The sequence below is a fragment of the Streptococcus sp. FSL K6-1323 genome (assembly GCF_038630745.1).
In the GTDB taxonomy this organism is placed as follows: domain Bacteria; phylum Bacillota; class Bacilli; order Lactobacillales; family Streptococcaceae; genus Streptococcus; species Streptococcus salivarius_D.
In genome coordinates this window covers 1747995-1763558 of sequence record NZ_CP152039.1, presented here as the reverse complement: position 1 = coordinate 1763558, position 15564 = coordinate 1747995, and the positions used below count along the sequence as shown (strand labels likewise).

Here is a 15564-nt window from a genome sequence, read left to right as displayed (position 1 = left end):
ACGGAGAAAACAATGATTACATTAAAATCAGCACGTGAAATTGAAGCAATGGATAGGGCAGGGGATTTTCTTGCTAGTATTCACATTGGTCTACGTGATCTCTTGAAACCAGGCGTAGACATGTGGGAAGTAGAAGAGTATGTGCGTCGTCGTTGTAAAGAAGAAAATGTTCTTCCCCTTCAGATTGGTGTTGAGGGAAGTATTATGGATTACCCTTATGCGACATGCTGTGGCCTTAATGACGAAGTGGCACATGCCTTTCCACGTCACTATATTTTGAAAGACGGTGACCTCTTGAAAGTTGATATGGTCTTGTCAGAACCTATTGATAAGTCTGTTCTCGATGTGTCAAAATTGGATTTTGATAATGTTGCTCAGGTTAAAAAATACACGGAATCATATTCTGGCGGTTTGGCTGACTCATGTTGGGCTTATGCGATTGGAACGCCATCTGACGAAGTTAAAAAACTTATGGAAGTAACACGTGAGGCTATGTATCTTGGTATTGAACAAGCGGTAGTCGGTAACCGTATCGGTGATATCGGGGCAGCTATCCAAGAATACGCTGAAAGTCGTGGTTACGGTGTTGTTCGTGATTTGGTTGGACACGGAGTTGGGCCAACAATGCACGAAGAGCCAATGGTACCAAACTATGGGGTAGCCGGACGAGGTCTCCGTCTCAAAGAAGGAATGGTTTTGACTATCGAGCCAATGATTAACACTGGTACTTGGGAAATTGATACGGACCTTGAAACGGGTTGGGCTCACAAAACTCTTGACGGTGGACTTTCATGTCAATATGAGCACCAATTTGTTATTACTAAGGATGGTCCAGTAATTTTGACTTCTCAAGGCGAAGAAAGAACTTACTAATATGAAACGACAAGGCTTAATGGCCCGTCTCCTGGATAAACTCCAGTGGCGCCCTTTGCAGGTTTATCTTAGGCATTATCGTAGTGCAGAGATAGACATTTCAACTATCGCAGTGGCTTACTATCTCATTTTGACGGTTTTTCCGCTCATAGTCATTGCGGCCAATGTCTTTCCCTATCTGAATATTGATACGACTGATCTATTGAAGTTTATGAATGAGCATCTTCCTAAGCAGTTTTATGCACCTGCAGCCAACGTTGTTCAGGATATCTTCTCGACACCTTCTGGACAGTTGTTGGGAGTTGCCTCTTTGACGGGATTCTGGACTATGATTAAGTCCTTGTCTTCCCTTCAAAAGGCGATTAACAAGGTGTATGGTGCTTCAGAACACCGTGATGTCTTTATTAGTCACATTATCGGTGGTTTCATGAGTCTGGTCATTTTGTTCCTGCTCACCTTTGCACTAATGCTGTCCACGATTATTCAGTCGGTCCTTCGAGTTGTCAATCAGACCTATCCTATTGGTTCCAAGATGACCCAGCTTATTCTAAATAGTATTCAACCTCTGAGTATTGCAGTTGTCTTCCTGGGAATGATGGTGCTTTATTTCGTGCTTCCGAATGTGAAGATTCGAAAAATCCGCTATGTTATGCCAGGGACTATCTTTACGACTTTAGTGATTGGTTATTTAAGCAACTTGTTTGGAACCTACGTGATTCGTACCTTGAGTCGATTGGTTGACATCAAGTTATTTGGATCCATTATGATTTTCGTCTTCATGCTTTGGTTCATCTTCTTGGCCAGAATTTTGATTTTGGGTGCCGTCTTTAATGCGACCTATCAAGAGCTTAGACAAGGTGAACTAAAAAGTAGAAGAGGAGATGTGATTACTATTATTCAGAGTTTTTCTGGAGATGGTAGTGATAGCAAAAAACACAAAAAACATGAGGATGATTCCTAGATGATAAAAAGAGCTTGGTGAGATCCAGGCTCTTTTGACGGGATTATTGATTTTTCGTAGCTAATAAAAACATTGATTATGGAGGAAAAATGAAAAAACAAACTGTTCGTGATTTAACACATATTGCTATTGTGGCAGCCCTTTATGTGGTCTTGACTGTCGTGCCACCCTTTAACTTAATTTCCTACGGTCCCTACCAGTTCCGAATTGCAGAAATGTTCAATCTTTTAGGATTTTATAATCGCAAGTATATCATTGCCGTTACTTTGGGCTGTGTGATTGCTAATTTCTTTAGCTTTAACATGATTGATGTGGTTGTTGGAAGCCTATCAACATTGGTCTTTGTCGGTTCAGGTGTTTATTTCTTTGACCGTTTTAAAAACCAAGACATTTTAGGTGGCCTTTTTGACAAGTCTCATGTTTTCTTTGCCTTTTACTTCTCATTCTTCATGTTGACGATTGCGGCTGAGTTGACCCTAGTTACTCAAGCACCATTTTGGGCAACTTGGTTCACTGTTGCTATGGGAGAATTGGCTTCTCTCTTGGTTGGTGCAATTCTTATTAAGAAATTGGCCAAAGTCATTGATTTTGTTTCCTAATTAACGTCTGTAAAGGCGTTTTTTTCTGCTTTTATGTTAAAATGTTCCTATGGAAAAACGAATGAAAGAGCTGGTTGCTAAACTTAACCAGTATGCAAAAGAGTATTATACGGAAGATAATCCATCGGTGTCAGATGCAGACTACGATAAGCTCTATCGAGAGCTTGTAGCTTTGGAGGCTGAGCACCCTGAATATGTTCAAGCAGATAGTCCTACGCATCGTGTGGGAGGTCTGGTCCTTGATGGTTTTGAAAAATATCAACATGAGTATCCGCTTTATAGTTTGCAGGATGCTTTTTCACGAGAAGAACTGGATGCCTTTGATCAGAGAGTGAAGGCCGAATTTCCTAATGCTGATTATATGGCTGAACTCAAAATTGATGGTCTCTCTATCTCGCTGACCTATGTGGATGGTGTTCTCCAGGTAGGTGCGACACGTGGTGATGGTTCTGTCGGTGAAAATATCACTGAAAATGTCAAGCGTATCTCTGACATTCCTCTCAAGTTGGACCAACCGCTTAATATTACCGTTCGTGGAGAGTGTTACCTGCCACGGGCTGAGTTTGAACGCATCAACATCCAGCGTCAGGAGAACGGTGAAGCCGAATTTGCCAATCCACGTAATGCAGCAGCCGGAACCCTTCGTCAGTTGGATACCAAAGTGGTTGCAGAGCGTCGTTTGGCGACGTTCCTTTATCAGGAAGCGAGTCCAACGGAGCGTCTCACACAAAATGATGTCTTGAATGAAGTGGCAGAACTAGGTTTCTCTGTTAATCCACGACGTATTGTCACATCATCGATGGATGAAATTTGGGACTTTATTCAAGCTGTCGGTCAGGATCGTGATGACTTGGCTTACGATATTGATGGCGTTGTTATCAAGGTCAATAGTTTAGCCATGCAAGAAGAGCTAGGTTTTACAGTTAAGGCACCACGTTGGGCCATTGCCTATAAATTCCCTGCTGAGGAAAAGGAAGCAGAGCTTCTCTCAGTGGACTGGCAGGTAGGTCGTACGGGTGTAGTAACGCCGACTGCTAATTTGACTCCGGTGCAATTAGCAGGGACAACGGTAAGTCGAGCTACTCTTCATAATGTGGATTATATTGCTGAAAAAGACATTCGTATCGGTGATACCGTTATTGTCTACAAAGCTGGTGATATTATCCCTGCAGTACTTCGTGTAGTAGAAAGCAAGCGTACAACGCAAGAGCCGATGGAAGTACCGACGCAATGTCCATCTTGTGGCAGTGGTCTCTTACATTTTGAAGATGAAGTTGCCCTACGTTGTATTAATCCTTCTTGTCCTGCTCAGATTAAGGAAGGCCTCATCCATTTTGTCTCTCGTGATGCCATGAACATCGCAGGTATGGGACCTTCAGTGGTTGAAAAGCTCTTTAAAGCTGAGTTGGTTAAAGATGTAGCTGATATCTATGGATTGAACAGTCAAGATTTCCTCCAATTGGAAGGTTTCAAGGAAAAGTCTGCTGAAAAACTTTATGCAGCCATTCAAGCCTCAAAAGAAAATTCTGCGGAGAAATTGCTCTATGGTTTGGGTATTCGTCATGTCGGTGCCAAGGTTAGTAAGCAGTTGCTAGAAGCTTTTGGCAGTATAAAAGAGTTAGCAAGTGCAGATGTCGAGGCAATTGCTGCTGTAGATGGTTTAGGAGGGGTTATCGCCAAATCCATCCAGCGCTATTTTGCCAAGGAAGAAGCTCAAGTTCTTATGAAAGAACTGGAGACTTATGGAGTTAATTTGTCCTACCTTGGGCAAAAGGTAGCAGATGATGCCATCCTATCTGGTAAGACAGTTGTTTTGACAGGAAAATTGGAGCATCTTAAACGTAGTGAAGCAAAGGCAAAATTAGAAGCTCTGGGTGCTAAGGTGACAGGTTCTGTCTCTAAGAAAACAGATTTAGTAGTTGCTGGTAGTGATGCCGGAAGTAAGTTGGAAAAAGCACAAAGCCTAGGAATTGACGTAAAAGATGAGGCTTGGTTGCTGGATTTATAGGAGTTCAATATGAAACAAAAACGTGCCCGCTTAATTTATAATCCAACATCTGGACAAGAAATTATGAAAAAAAATGTTGCCGAGGTCTTGGATATTCTGGAAGGTGCTGGCTTTGAAGCGTCAGCCTTTCAAACAACACCAGATGAGAACTCAGCAAAAAATGAGGCCACTCGTGCAGCCAAAGCAGGCTTTGACTTAGTTATTGCTGCAGGTGGCGATGGAACAATCAATGAGGTTGTTTCTGGGATTGCCCCACTCAAAAAGCGCCCACAAATGGCGGTTATTCCAACGGGGACAACAAATGACTTTGCACGCGCTTTAAAGATTCCAAGAGGGAATCCTGTAGAAGCAGCCAAGGTTATTGCTAAAAATCAAACCCTTCAAATGGATATTGGTCGTGCCTATGATGACAAATACTTCATCAATATTGCGGCTGCGGGTTCCTTTACGGAACTAACTTATAGTGTGCCTAGCCGCTTAAAGACAGTCCTTGGTTATTTGGCTTACCTTGTTAAGGGGGCAGAGTTGCTGCCACAAGTTAAGAAGGTTCCTGTCCGCATTACGCATGATGAGGGTGTCTTTGAAGGTGGTCTTTCCATGATTTTTGTTGCCTTGACCAATTCAGTTGGTGGCTTTGAAACGATTGCCCCAGATGCTAAACTGGATGATGGTAAATTTACACTAATCATGGTTAAGACAGCCAACCTCTTTGAATTGGTAGACCTTATTCGTCAGGTTCTCCAAGGTGGTAAACACATCTACGATAAGAGAATTTCCTATATCAAAACGAGCTCGCTGTATATTGAGCCTCTAAGTGATGATCGTATGATGATTAACCTCGATGGCGAATACGGTGGTGATGCACCTATCCAGCTTCAAAACCTTAAAAATCACATTGAATTCTATGCAAATATTGATGAGATTTCTGATGATGCCATCACTCTTCCAGATACAGATGAATTAGCTCTTGAAGCCATCGCACAAAAATTCAGTACAGAAGCTGAAAAAATTGAGAATGACTAATGTTAAACCATTAAGCAACCTAAGACAGGTTGCTTTTTAAGTATTTCTGTAGAAAATGACGCTTTCATTTGTTACAATAGAAAAAACTGGGAAATTGTTATATAGAATATTTAGAGGAGTAGATGTTTGTTTAATAAAGAAAGTGAACGTTATTTAAGTGATGATCATCGAAAGAATGGTGATTAGGCTTTCGAGTCGGCTTTTAGTAATCAAGGGCCAGAGTTTGAATCTGCTTTTCAGGAGGAAAAAGCTGAAAAGCGACATTTCTTTTTGACCCTTGTTTTGCCATTGATACTCTTAAGTGTGAGCTGGATGTCGGTCTTCTTATGAGTATAACGAAAAGAAAAAGGACTATTATTTGAGTTATAATTCTGTGGCTCGTGGCCACTGGTGATGACTATCTATGATAATTAATAACTAGACAGCAATTTTTTAGTAATAAGAGGTTTGATTATAGAGGGGGATTTTATAATGACAGCATCAAAAACCAAACGTCTCTTGTACTTTATGTCCGAATTGGAAAAGGGAAATGACATTTCAAAAACGGACTACCTAACTCGCTTTGGTATCAGTGAGCGTACGCTTAAAGAGGATGTGAGTGAGCTCAAGGAGAACTTGACTGAACTCCGTCCAAATATGAAGGTTAAGTATTCCAGAAAATACGGTTCCTATCATGCTCAGTATGAACAAGGCTACGGTAACCTTAAATACAATCAGGCAGTTATCCTCTCTAAGATTCTTTTAGAGAGTCGTGCCCTTCGAAAGGATGAAGTAGCAGAGATAATCAACATCTTTGTTGAGAGGGCTGTAGACGACAAGGAGCGCAGACGAATCAAGCGATTGACTGAGCTAGAATTAGATAGTTATCAAGAGCTTAAGATTTATCAGGAACAAGATAAGTCACTCTTACCAGCTATTTCAGCTATTTTCGATGCCATAGTGGACCAACGTCCATTGTCTTTTAGTTACCGTAAGCCAGGAGAAAAAGTGGAGGAATATAAGGTCTTTCCAATTTCAGTCATTTTTGACAACCATTATTTTTACTGTATTTCTTACAAACTGGATGATAACTTTACTTGTGATTATCAGTTCTCTGAAATCCGTTATTTCCGTGTAGATCGTTTCCAGACCATTCACAAATCTGAAAATGATTTGGCTTTCACGCTCAGTCCAGAACAAAAAGAACGTCTTATTACAGATGAGCAGGTGCGCTATCAAGCTTTCTCAATGCTTTCTGGTAACGAGTGGGCTCGAATTACCTTTGAGTATAAAGGACTTTACCGTGATGTCTTGGAATCCGATATTCCAAAACTAAAATTGCTTGAAGAAAGCACTAGTGATGGTGTTGATCAGGTCCGTTATGAGATTGAAACCTTTAGTTTATTAGGTTTTCAAAAGTATATTCAACGCTTTGATGGGGATTTTGTTTTCCTCAAGATTGAAGCAATAGATAACTAATGAAAAAGCCTTCGCTTATCCGAAGGCCTTTTTAAATCTGACAAAAATAGTACAATTGTGTTAAAATAGGAGTACGGAAACGTTATCATTTCCATAAGGAGGGAAAATATGAAAGAAAAGAAAAAAGAAATGCAAAAACAAGTCTTAACTCTTTTAGGAATCTTGATTTTTGCCTTTGTCAATGTGTTTATCTTTGATAATAAGATGGGCGCTGGTTTTTCTGCCTTCTCAACTATCACCCTGATGACTATTGGACTTTTGTCTAAGCGCACCAGTCTGCGAGTTTTGGCTATTATTTCCTATCTCATCAATGTGGTAGCAGCCGTTTTTGGCTTCAACTACGTTGGTTTTCTAACAGCGGTTCAAGCCATTGAACTTATCTTCGTTATCTGGTATCTTTACCCACGTGACACGTTTTTGAGGCGAGATACAACTGATAAATACACTTACCGCTATCGTTGGATTCATTTGCTCCTGACGGTTTTAATCTCAATTGGAGGTTATATCGTTTTTGCAGTTGTTTCTAGTATTTGGAATGGTTCCTTCCTAGAATACGGTGGGAACACAGCTCTTATCTTTGCCATGCAGTATTTACTCTTTTTGAGTATCACCAAGTCAAGGCAAGATGAACCGACCAAGGTTGCCCATTTGTTCCAAAAGGAACGCCGTACTAAGGAAATGAAAGCAGCAATAGAGGCCGAACGTCAAGCCAAAGAAAGAGCACTTGCACAGGCCTTCGAGGTACCTTTAAAGGCACCTAGTCAAACGGCTGCAAAATTTGGTAACAACATGATCAAATTTGCATCTGTCTGGCTTTTGGTGATGGACATGTCCATCTTGGCTTATTTCTTCCGTCCAAATGATGTTGGCTTCGGGTTTGGCGCCTTCTTTGTACTCTTGACCATTGTCTTGTCCTTGATTTTCAAATCTGAGGAAGACAAGGAGGATGTTTTCTCTATCATCTATCACAAGGTCCGTCCTATTCAACCTATTTTCTTCATTTTACTTTTGATTGCCCATGCGCATAAGTTCAGCTACGGTGCTGCTTACGCTCTCTTGTTCTCAGCTGCTTATTTCTTCTGGGCTATCAATAAGATTAATATGAAGACCCTCTTGACCTTTACAGTCATCATTTATTTCTTCCCAGTCTTTGGTTATCTCTCTAACCCATACCGTCTGGGTGCTGAAAACCTTAAGATGGTAGGTGAACTGGTGACAGATCGTGAGAAGTCTAATACCTTCTATCTCGGTCACTATTGGTCACTTCTAGGTCTCCAGAGTGATGGTGAATATGAAGGAGTCCCTGCTTCTTGGCAGGCTGCTAAGTTTGCTGACATTCAGACATTCTCTGATGATAGTGATATTACTTCAGGCGTCTTCCAAGTGAATAGTCACAATGATTATGATTATGATTTGCATTTGACAAATAACAAGGGCACCATTGAAGTCACAACTGGCTCTGGAAAAGATAAGAAAGAATACCAGTTCACAGACTTTGCCAGAACCTATTATCGATATGAAAAATTGAAAAAAACAGATAACCAAAAGCGTTATAAAGATTTTTACAAGGTAGGTACTGTTTCGACTGAGTTGGGAACTTATAATCTTTACCTCGAAATGAATCAAGATTGGGTTGATGAGTATCAAAAAGATCCTACTAATGTTGACTACCGTTTGCTTATCTCTGGTGACAAGCTGACACCAAGAGAAGCTTACAAGAAAGCATATCATTACTAAAAAATATCTCTGCAATGTGCAGAGATATTTTTGTTTGTCAGTCTTTATATCCTCGTTTAGCTAACTCTCGTACAAGGACTGCTCCCAAAATCGCAGGAACTAATTGTCCCAGGAGGAGATTAATAACGAGAGCAAAATAAGGAAGTTTGAGCAAGGCACTAAGCCAGATTGGTACCACTAAGGCAGGAACGAGTAGGATTGGAAGGATGATGAACCAGCTAGATAACTTAGCTTTACGGATGAGGTAGATGCTACCGGTTGTTAAAAAGCTAGCACAGAAACCACCAACCACGTCAATCAATCCCAATCCGCCAAAAGAGTTAGCGATGGCATTAGCTAGACTAATTGGGAATACCAAAAATGGGAAGATGTAGGTTAATCCATATAAAGCGGTGGCCAGACGCATTTGAATCGCACCAAAGGAAATGGCTTGAGACACAAAGAGGATAGCGATGTAAAGAGCCATCATAATAGCTGACAGAACGAGCTTTTGAGTGGTATTAAGTTTGGTTTTCATAATTTCTCCTTAATTGGGCATAGTAAAAGAGTAGCAGGTCTACTCTTTTTGTGATTTAGGTCTAGAGTTATTTTATAAATCAATCTCTAAGACAATAGGTGTGTGGTCTTGACGATCACCAGAGTCAATCATGTCTGATTTTGTGACCTTGTCGGCAATACGATTTGAAGTCAACCAGTAGTCAATTCTCCAGCCTGTATTGTTGATTTTAGATGTTTTACTACGTTGGGCCCACCATGTGTAGGCTCCTGTAACGTCGCCATTGAGGTGACGGTAGGTATCTGTGAAACCTTTTGCAAGGAGGTTAGTGAAACCAGCACGTTCTTCATCAGTAAATCCTGGCGAACGACGATTACTTGAAGGGTTGGCCAAGTCGATTTCCTTGTGGGCAACATTGTAGTCACCAGTCGCAAGAACTGGTTTCTGAGCGTCCAATTCAGCTAGGTAATCCGCATATTTTTCGTCCCAGATTTGACGTTCAAGCAGACGTTTGAGGCCATCACCAGCATTTGGTGTGTAGACCTGTGTCACAAAGAAATTGTCAAATTCAAGAGTGATGATGCGTCCTTCACAGTCCATGGTTGACGGTGCTCCGATTTCAGGATAAGTAATGACTGGATTCAATTCTTTTTTATACAAGAACATGGTTCCAGCATAACCTTTACGGGCAGGTTCGACAGATGAACGCCAAGTATTGTCATAGTCAGGGAAGTAGTCTTCCAAGATTTGCAAATGCTTTTTAGTCGGACCTTTGGCAGACAGTTTTGTCTCTTGAATAGCAATGATGTCTGCATTTTCAGCGACCAAGGTGTCGATAACAGCGCGTGATAATTGAGCACGTGCAGAATCACTAGTAAGGGCGGCATTTAGGGAATCAATATTCCAAGAAATTAATTTCATGTGTACAGTTTCCTTTTTTGAGTCTTTCCTATCTATTGTAGCAGAAAATAAGGTGTCAGGCGAGTTATGGGCTTGATAAGGGAAGCTAGGAGGAGTATACTTATCTTAGATTGAGAGGTATATATTAATGAAAAAGCAATCCTACATTTATTACTTGTTTTGGGCTCTCTTATTGATACAAATCATTCTTACAATCATGATTTGGTGGTCACAGGGAATGATTCTTCCCCTTGCCATTTTTCCAGGGATGAGTCTCTACTTTCTATTTTGCTTAAGGTATCTCTTGCATTACACCCTTAATCAATCTCCCTCAGAACCCTTATTTGTCCTTCGTAGGAGTGGTCTTGGAACCAGTTTAAATCCTAGAAATCCCCTAGGCTATAAGCTTAGTCTCCTAGTGGTCATGGGTGCTTTAGTTCTCCTTTTCTGCCTAACCCTATTAGCCTTTCTTGGAAAATAGAGTCTTAGGCTTTTTTATTTGTATGTATCACTAATTAGTGATAATTTTGTTCTCATAACAAATAAAAGAATCACTGGAGGAAAGATTTATGACGATTGAACTTGGCATTTCAACTTTTGGAGAAACAACCCTCCTAGAATCAACTGGAAAAGCTATCTCTCATGACCAACGTATTCGAGAACTCGTTGAAGAGATTGAATTGGCGGATCAAGTTGGACTAGACATTTATGCGATTGGAGAGCATCACCGTGAAGACTTTGCGGTATCGGCACCGGAAATTGTTCTTGCAGCAGGTGCTGTCAATACCAAGAAAATTCGTTTATCTAGTGCAGTAACCATTTTGTCGTCTATTGATCCGGTTCGTGTCTATCAGCAGTATGCAACCATTGATGCTCTGTCAAGTGGCCGTGCAGAAATCATGGCGGGTAGAGGCTCCTTTGTTGAGAGTTTCCCACTTTTTGGCTATGATCTTTCAGACTATGATGAACTTTTCAATGAAAAACTAGACATGCTTCTGGAAGTGAAAAAGCAAACGAATTTAACTTGGCAAGGTAAGCATACTCAATCTGTTGACAATCGCCCTGTGTATCCGCGAGCAGTCCAAGATGATTTTCCAATATGGGTAGCGACAGGTGGTCACATTGAGTCGACCATTCAAATTGCGGAAAAAGGTCTGCCAATTGCCTATGCTACAATTGGAGGAAATCCAAAGGCCTTTGCAAAATTAGTTGAGGTTTATAAGGAGATAGGTGCTCGAAATGGTTATTCGGATGAACAACTTAAGGTGGCTGCTCATTCTTGGGGTTGGATTGAAGAAAATAATTTCCAAGCGATAGAGAATTATTTTTATCCAACAAAACAAACAGTGGATAACATTGCTAAGGATCGCCCACACTGGTCTGAAATGACTAAAGAGCAGTACTATGCTAGTGTTGGACCAAACGGAGCCATGTTCGTTGGGGACCCTGCTCACGTTGCTCAAAAAATCATTCGTATTATTGAGGATTTACAGCTAAATCGCTTCATGCTTCATCTCCCAATTGGTTCTATGCCGCATGAAGACGTTCTAAAGGCTATTAAACTTTATGGTGAAGAAGTGGCGCCGATTGTTCGTCGTTATTTTGAAAATAAAGGATAATAGGTTGAAGGTAAACCTCAAGTTCTCTCTACTATTGTCATCATCACTGTTCTATGATAGGATGGAAGATAATTGATAAAGAGAAGAGGAAAATTATGCGAAAGCTGTCAGAAGCAGAATGGATAAGTCGTTTTGAGCAAGTTCAAGGGCGGAAACCCAAACCTGATGAACTGCAATTAGCTTATCAGTCTGGCCTTATTGGAATCTCGAAAAATTATAATTATATCTATATTCTTCTGGGAGCTCTAGTAGCAATCGTCGTTGGTATTGGCTTGACTCTAGTCTCTAGTTCAATGAAGAACGTCAGACAGACCAAGTCATCTGCCACAGTGGCTAGCTCGATATTTTCATCGACAGAGAAGGCTAGTGCCACATCAAGTACTTCATTGGCCGGAAATACGAAGACAAGTGAATCTAGCAGTGCAAGTATTGACACACCTGATGCTAACCATGCTAAGGAAGCCTATACTGAAAATCCACGTTGGACCAATGACAAAGCTAGTCGACTTGCTAGTTTGATGGTTTCTTGGGGCAATCAGATGAATCAGCCTGGATACAAAGAAATTACCAATGAAGCCTCTTCCTTGCCTATCCGTTGGATGTCAGACCATAACCAGACTGTGGATGCTACTTATGCCGCAAATGGTAATAGCAGTTCTGAGTATACCATTGTTTCGGTTTACGAGAGATGGGAAAATGTATCTGTTCACCGTTATTTCTTCACCATTAAAAAAGATGGGACTCCCTTTGTGCTTTATTCACCAACTACCAATGGTGGTGTCTATTATGTCAAAGAAACAGAAAATGCAGACCTTAAATCAGGATATGCAGACATTGTAAACAATTAAAAAACTAGGAATCCGACTGGGTTCCTAGTTTTTACTTTGAAGACAAGTCAAGCTGTGTTCAGCTCTTCTACAGTCATTCGCTCTTATTTAACCTTCTTAGCTAACATGGTTGCAAATTGAAGGGCGATGGGATTGCCATATTCATCCAAACGGTGAAGGTGACCAAGATTTTCATTATACTTGACTAACTCCCAGTCACTATAATAGTTTTTCAACTCTCCCTCTTCAAACGTAAATGGGAAAGGCATGGTACAAGGGTGTTCCTCAGTATCCATGGCACAGACAATTAGATTGTAACCACCGACGACAGTACGCTCTTGCATATTCTTGATAATAGCCGGAATTTGATCCGGATCAAGGAACATAAAGACTACTGTTGAGAGGATGAAATCAAAGGTCTCAGACTCAGGAAGAGCAGCAGCATTGATATCGTAGTAGCCAGCTCTAACATTGTAATTTTCCTCATCTGCAATCATTTGGATGCGTTGTGTAGCTTCGTTATTAACATCAACGGCTGTAACATCATGCCCAAGAGATGCCAAATAAAGAGCGTTACGGCCATGACCACAGCCTAGGTCAAGGGTGCGACCAGGTTTGATATGGCCAGATTGGACAGCTTCAAGAACCTCGGAGTGGGCCCTAGTGTCATACTTTTTAGCCATGTAGTCCTCAGGCTTACAGTAAAAAGAAAGATAGCATTCCAAATCATCTGAAGCAGCAGCGATGCGATGCCAAGCTTGTGGTTCAACAAAAGGAATCTCTGTCTCGGGGGTAAAGAGGTGCTCGGCAGTAACCTCTCCCTGTTCGTCTAATTCGTAGAAGTGAAGAGATCCCGATAGAATGGTCAATTTAGCCCAAGTTCCCACCTTAGTATTGTGTTTTTGCGTCACCATTTCCGGAAGTGTTGTAGCTGTCCAGTTTGGTAAACGTTTGTAGCAAAGAAGTTGCTGATCTATAGTCATTTTATGAGTTCCTTTCAAACGGTATGGCTCTATTATAGCAAAAGTATGGAAAAAGAAAAAAAGCCTAGCCGGGTGAGCTAGACGCTTTTCTTGTGAGAGATCTGATAATCTAGGAATGGGAAAAGTGTTTGGGGAAGATAGTTATAAATGTTAAGAAGGGTTCCTAGACTATTTAGAAAATGTTTATGAGAATAATAAATTTTAAATGACAAAACGCTTATCTACAGCTCATTATATCTCTCTTTACATTATCTATTGTACCAAAAAAACCAGAGAAAACTTACATATATCAAAAATATGTAAGAAACAATCATGAACAGTCATTTTCTGGTCTTGAATGGTAATTTTGTGAGAATTATTTTGAACGATTACTAATCTAGTGAGCTAATACCAACGACTATGTGCTTTAATAGACTAAAAAACGCCTAGCTGCTGTTGCTAGACGTTCTTTATTAGGAGAGATCTGGAAATCTAGGAATGGGGGAAAAGTGTTTGGGGAAGATAGGTATAAATGTTAAGAAGGGTTCCTAGACTATGTTATTCTGTTTATGAGAATAATGAGCAAAAACTAACAAAGTTGAGTTCTATAACTCATCCGGTCTCTCTTTACATTTTCTATTTTACCAAAAAAAACGAAGAAAATCTTACGTATTTTTAAAATATGTAAGAAATAATCATGAACAGTCATTTTCTAGTCTTGAATGGTCAACTCACCTGTATAAAAAAAGCAGAACCTGATAGGTCTGCTTATGAATTGTAGTAATAGTGTAAGAACTTAGACAATCTTGCTATAGAGTTTCTTAACATTGTTAATATCAACAGGTTGGATACTTGTCTTACCACCTTTAGGTTCCATTACAGAGGCAACGGCACTGTTGTGCTCAAGTCCAATTGAGTGTCCTAATTCGTGTTGCGCAGTGTTAAGGAGTTTTCCACCATTCTTTTGATAATAATTGTTTTGAACATGGAAGGTATTCAAGTAAACAGTAGCATTACTATATTGCTTTGTTGGGAGGTAGTAAGTAGAGTAGGTAACCCCAAGAGGAGCTGCTACATTACCTTCATAACGTTCATCAGCAATGATGTTAGCTTTTTGTTTATCGTTAGTGAGCAAGAAATTAAAGGCACCAGTGTTATTCCAAGAAGTGATAGCTTGTTTGTAGGCGTTCACGATTTCAGGATTCTTAGCATTGATGAAGACTGTTGCTTCCTTACTTGACCAGTGAGGAGTGTCGTAATTCTCTTTTACCAGTTCGTTATTCTTTTGCCATACTTGAGCAACTCGGTCCACTGGTTTAGCAGGTTGGATAGGAGTGGCTTTAGGAGCTGTAGGTTTAGTGACAGTCGTTGTTGGTTTCTTAGGCTGAGTTGTAGGTGTTTTAGGTTTGTTAGCGACTGTGGCCACTTTTTTAGGTTGACTAACAGCAGGAGTTGATTGTTTAGGTTTCGGTGTAGCTGTTGTCGTTGGTTTTGTAGAAGGTGTTAATGGTTTTGGAATATAAGTAGATAGAATCTTATGAACGTTACCATTATTAATTTCTGTTGACACCCATGTAGCACCATCATTTGACCAGGTTTGTGCTTGAGCAACAGTTTCGGTCTTTGGTTCAGCTTGATTTTCTACAGCCTTCTGATTGCTATCTGTATTTGTCGGAATTCTAGTCTCATAGGTTTTGCTGCCAGTCTGGCTGTCGACAGTACTATTAGCTGTTTGACTATCTTGTTTCAATTCCTCAAAAGTCGTAGTATTTGCGGGAGTTTGTTCATAGTCATTTTCATGTGTATGAAGACCATCCACAGAGGTATGTGACACAGTAGTCACAGTAGTAGGTGTTTCACTAGATACACCTGTTTGAGCGATGATATTTGTATTTGTAGCTGTTTCAAGTTCGGAAAATGTCAGAGCCTGATTAGGATCTGAAACATAGGTTTGATCCGCAGAGGCATGCTGAGGACTTCCCACAAGAAAAGCACTAATGATACCGACAGTTGCAAGGGTCAAGATGGTCTTTGTCTTAGTCCCTTGTGTTTTAAATGAACGTAACATAACTTTCTCCTTTTTAATATCAAACAAAAACAG

The 15564-nt window shown here is 40.5% G+C and carries 13 protein-coding genes; 9 read left to right on the top strand and 4 right to left on the bottom strand.

Translation table 11 applies throughout. From position 1 onward, the window contains the following. Nucleotides 1-12 precede the first annotated feature (12 nt). The 7 genes from NST80_RS08155 (at nt 13) to NST80_RS08125 (ending at nt 8659) form a co-directional block, all read left to right on the top strand. Nucleotides 13-873 (top strand): methionyl aminopeptidase, encoded by an 861-nt coding sequence (locus NST80_RS08155; RefSeq protein ID WP_004183173.1) that lies wholly within the window; start codon nt 13-15, stop codon nt 871-873. A 1-nt stretch (nt 874) separates the two neighbouring features. Beyond that, entirely contained in the window at nt 875-1834 is a 960-nt protein-coding gene (locus NST80_RS08150; RefSeq protein WP_045768785.1) for a YihY/virulence factor BrkB family protein, read from the top strand. An 89-nt stretch (nt 1835-1923) separates the two neighbouring features. Beyond that, on the top strand, nt 1924-2433 hold the full coding sequence (locus tag NST80_RS08145; RefSeq protein WP_096832652.1) for a QueT transporter family protein: 510 nt from the start codon (nt 1924-1926) through the stop codon (nt 2431-2433). 49 nt (nt 2434-2482) lie between these two features. Beyond that, complete coding sequence (gene ligA / locus NST80_RS08140) at nt 2483-4441, top strand: NAD-dependent DNA ligase LigA (RefSeq protein ID WP_118172316.1); 1959 nt, start codon at nt 2483-2485, stop codon at nt 4439-4441. A 9-nt stretch (nt 4442-4450) separates the two neighbouring features. Next, nucleotides 4451-5464 carry a diacylglycerol kinase gene (locus NST80_RS08135; RefSeq protein WP_013991028.1) on the top strand — a complete coding sequence of 338 codons (1014 nt, stop codon included), beginning with the start codon at nt 4451-4453 and terminating at the stop codon, nt 5462-5464. A 471-nt stretch (nt 5465-5935) separates the two neighbouring features. Beyond that, the gene (locus tag NST80_RS08130; RefSeq protein ID WP_183138265.1) at nt 5936-6922 is read left to right on the top strand and encodes a WYL domain-containing protein; all 987 of its coding nucleotides are present in this window, start codon (nt 5936-5938) and stop codon (nt 6920-6922) included. A 108-nt stretch (nt 6923-7030) separates the two neighbouring features. Continuing rightward, complete coding sequence (locus NST80_RS08125; protein WP_118172318.1) at nt 7031-8659, top strand: hypothetical protein; 1629 nt, start codon at nt 7031-7033, stop codon at nt 8657-8659. A gap of 37 nt (nt 8660-8696) precedes the next feature. Here NST80_RS08125 and NST80_RS08120 read toward each other — a convergent pair whose 3' ends face one another. Both NST80_RS08120 and NST80_RS08115 read right to left on the bottom strand, forming a co-directional pair. Continuing rightward, entirely contained in the window at nt 8697-9176 is a 480-nt protein-coding gene (locus tag NST80_RS08120) for a QueT transporter family protein (protein ID WP_118172319.1), read from the bottom strand. Between the two features lie 72 nt (nt 9177-9248). Continuing rightward, entirely contained in the window at nt 9249-10076 is an 828-nt protein-coding gene (locus NST80_RS08115; protein WP_002884246.1) for an exodeoxyribonuclease III, read from the bottom strand. A 548-nt stretch (nt 10077-10624) separates the two neighbouring features. Here NST80_RS08115 and NST80_RS08110 point away from each other — a divergent pair. Then, on the top strand, nt 10625-11674 hold the full coding sequence (locus NST80_RS08110; RefSeq protein WP_118172321.1) for an LLM class flavin-dependent oxidoreductase: 1050 nt from the start codon (nt 10625-10627) through the stop codon (nt 11672-11674). Nucleotides 11675-11769: 95 nt separating this feature from the next. Continuing rightward, nucleotides 11770-12522 (top strand): DUF4767 domain-containing protein, encoded by a 753-nt coding sequence (locus tag NST80_RS08105; RefSeq protein ID WP_014632747.1) that lies wholly within the window; start codon nt 11770-11772, stop codon nt 12520-12522. Nucleotides 12523-12605: 83 nt separating this feature from the next. On the opposite strand, the gene tehB is transcribed toward NST80_RS08105, so the two are convergent. Beyond that, entirely contained in the window at nt 12606-13484 is an 879-nt protein-coding gene (gene tehB, locus NST80_RS08100) for an SAM-dependent methyltransferase TehB (RefSeq protein WP_045001527.1), read from the bottom strand. Nucleotides 13485-14259: 775 nt separating this feature from the next. Next, nucleotides 14260-15531: a matrixin family metalloprotease gene (locus NST80_RS08095; protein WP_013991019.1), complete on the bottom strand. Its 1272-nt coding sequence runs from the start codon at nt 15529-15531 to the stop codon at nt 14260-14262. Between the last annotated feature and the right edge of the window lie 33 nt (nt 15532-15564).